3 protein-coding genes are annotated in these 2,856 nt (G+C 49.2%); all 3 read right to left on the bottom strand.

Going from position 1 to position 2,856, the window contains the following annotated elements; translation table 11 throughout:
- On the bottom strand, positions 1 to 221 hold a 221-nt coding region (locus BLL38_RS31305; RefSeq protein WP_207303172.1), incomplete at its 3' end, for a hypothetical protein.
- Positions 222 to 817: 596 nt separating this feature from the next.
- Positions 818 to 1,684, bottom strand: a complete 867-nt coding sequence (locus BLL38_RS29645; protein WP_076965359.1) for a replication initiation protein — start codon at positions 1,682 to 1,684, stop codon at positions 818 to 820.
- 1,076 nt (positions 1,685 to 2,760) lie between these two features.
- A partial coding sequence (locus tag BLL38_RS29650) for a transposase domain-containing protein (RefSeq protein WP_130898290.1) occupies positions 2,761 to 2,856 on the bottom strand: 96 nt, incomplete at its 5' end.

The raw sequence follows: 2,856 nt of genomic DNA on the forward strand, positions 1-2,856 counted from the left end.
CAATGATGTCCATTGATATCACCCCAGATTCTCCAGCCAAAAGACCGGATGGTTGCACACACCGGGGTGGAAACTATTGGACGCTGTTTACCCCGGGAATCTGGAAACTTTTGCACGCTGTTTAACACTCTATCTTTCAGAAATGGCGCTAGTGCATCCCTGGATAGTTTTTCCGCAGCATGACTTTCAGGCCCCCGGAACAGGCGATTTCCTTTCGACATTTTCACACCCCCGCTGTTGATCTATGACGAAGCCGTTCAACCATTCCCAACCAGGAGCACAGAATGCACCCGCACTCCTTTAAAACTGCTCATACCAATGTGAAAGGTGAAGTTTGGGATTCTATGCAGTGCTGACAGGATTCAGACACATCAAGGGAGCAGCTACAGAATGACAGCCAGCAGACTTTGTCCGCAGAACCAAACAGATTTGTTCTGTTGCGACCTAATCCAGTTGATTCGTAACGGTAGGATCATCCGTCTGATCCGATTTATTGTGGAGCCCTTCGACGACGGTAACTCCTGGGGAATTCAGACCGTCGCAATTGCACGGCCGGATTCTGACGATGGTGACCGGTTCCCGATCGTAATCGTCAACCTTCACGAAGATGACGAGGCTGCAATGTCGTTTGCGCTGCTAATTTTCGAAGAACTCAAATTAGCTGGACGAGCGTCCAGCGCAGACGTCAGCCATTGGCGTCGAAGTCTCTTCACTGTTGTCCCTTGTAACTGAGCACTACCCTCCTCCAGCTACCTGAGTAGAGAACGCGCTTACTGCCGGCTCAAGCAGCAAGTGGTCGTCAAATGACCACGGCTTGTTAGCTAGGCAGTTCAGCGCCATCGGGAGACACCTCGAACAGAAGCCCTGCTTCCTGGGCTTCAGCTATTTCTCCGAGCGACCTACTGAGCAGCCATTCACTTTCCTCTTCGTGGTCAAAATCGGGAAGCGGTGGAAGATCTTCAGGTTCTAGTTCTAGATTAAGCGCAAGCTGTGCCAGGTCGGAGAAGGTGAATTTGATGGCTATTACTTTTCGGCCTTCTCTTTTCAACTCATAGCTAACATCCAGATTACTTTTCGCCTTGAGCTCAGCAACGGCCGGGTCGATTACCCGTTGGCGAAGGTTATTGAATCGTTGGTAGGCCTCCGATAAACCGAGCGCAACCCGTAAAGACTCGACCTCTATGTATGCCCAACCGGTTTTGCGGAACTGCATGAGCATTTCGAATAGGCGGAATGAGTGGATCGAGTCTAAGCATGCAACACGCCGCAGGTCATAACTGGTCACTTTGCTGTAAAGCATCGATAGGTATGGCATGACGTGGATCGTAAATGACAGCTCTACCCTGCCCTCTCCATCCAGGTACTTAGCGCGGTCAACCCATCGCTTCCGCTCCATGCCAGATCCATCGAAGGTTTTTATATCTCGCTCGTACAACTCATCCGCAGCCACTTTCATCTGCTCGTACGCGTGTCGGAGCTGTACTCCATAGATATCCGAATAGTCTGCAGCAGACACCGACACCTTTTTAGGCATGGGCCTTCTGGGATCAAGCTTGCTAATGGCCGCCAAGATCAAACGCTGTTCGTTGAGTGTTAGCCGATACGAGGCCGTAATCAACGTGTTGGATTTAGTAACCCTGAGTTGCTTTGGTTCTGACTTGTTCGGCTTGGATAAATTGGACATGACTGGCCCTACGCTAGGTTGCCAAACCCTACATCGAGAATGCGTTGTAGTCGATACCCGCGGCGCGATCTCCAACGCAAAGCTAACAAATACGGGCGTTTCAGCGATGTCGAATCTAGACTTTTACACAATACGTAGAATCCGTAGTCGATAGAGAGTAGCCGTAATCTGTAGTCAATCGAGTGATTCAGAGAACAAACATTAGCCGCAATTTGTAGTCGATGATCGAATATTGACCATTGTGATAGCCGTAATTTGTAGTCAATAGCCGATACAGATGCCCGACCCGGTGGCTTTCAAGCCGTCATTGGGCAGCCGTAATTTGTAGTCGACACATACTGGCCGCTCACAGACGTAGCCGTAATTTGTAGTCGATTGGGTCCTACTGCTGTCGTATTGGCTTTGTTTCGACCGACCGATGCGTGGAAAGCGAAATTTGCTCCTACTGATTCAGTACAGGTCCTATTATAAATAAATCCTATATAAATCAGTGAATTAGCGAGTTTTTTGAGTAAATCTCGACTGGCTGTTCAATTTCAGTGCGAGAATTGTCCTGAAATCAAAACCTAAAAACTGGGTGCCGTGGTAAGACCCACCCATTCAGCCGCAATTTGTAGTCGATAGACCAAGACAGAATTAGGAGTTTTGGGCTGTGGATAACGGCCGCAATCCGTAGTCGTTGCAGCCGGAATCTGTAGTCGTATTAGCCGTAATCCTTAGTCGCAAAGCCTGAATCTGTAGTCGCTTTACCGCAATTAGTAGTCGATGATGCTCTGGAAGCCCCGTAATACAAGGCCTGCAGCGTTCTAAAAACAAGAGAACAACAAGATAAAAACAATTAAAAGGCTTTTAAAAGTGAAAAGCTGATTTGCTGAACGTGAGAAATGACGCTCGAGACTGCGTTAATCAAAAAATCGAGACTCCCGCTTTTCAGACGCTAATGCGGTTCGAAAGCAGCACATTCTTCAGGTACGGGAAGCGAAAATGTCCCAATCGAACATGACCTGGAGGATCCCAATGAATACTGCTGCTTTCGCTGGTGTAGCGTATGCGTCCGGGCATCCCGCCTTGCGCAACTAAACCGGTTGCCATCTATGCGGCAGCAGCTCCGCAATCTCACTCGCCCGCTGCGTCGGCAGGCGCGTGAGGACGTCCTTCAAATAAGCATACGG

This window comes from Pseudomonas gessardii, assembly GCF_001983165.1.
Lineage (GTDB): Bacteria > Pseudomonadota > Gammaproteobacteria > Pseudomonadales > Pseudomonadaceae > Aquipseudomonas > Aquipseudomonas gessardii.

What these genes read in the sequence shown, in the direction of transcription:
- BLL38_RS29645 (WP_076965359.1), bottom strand. Translation starts at nt 1,684, where the DNA reads ATGTCCAATTTATCCAAGCCGAACAAGTCAGAACCAAAGCAACTCAGG.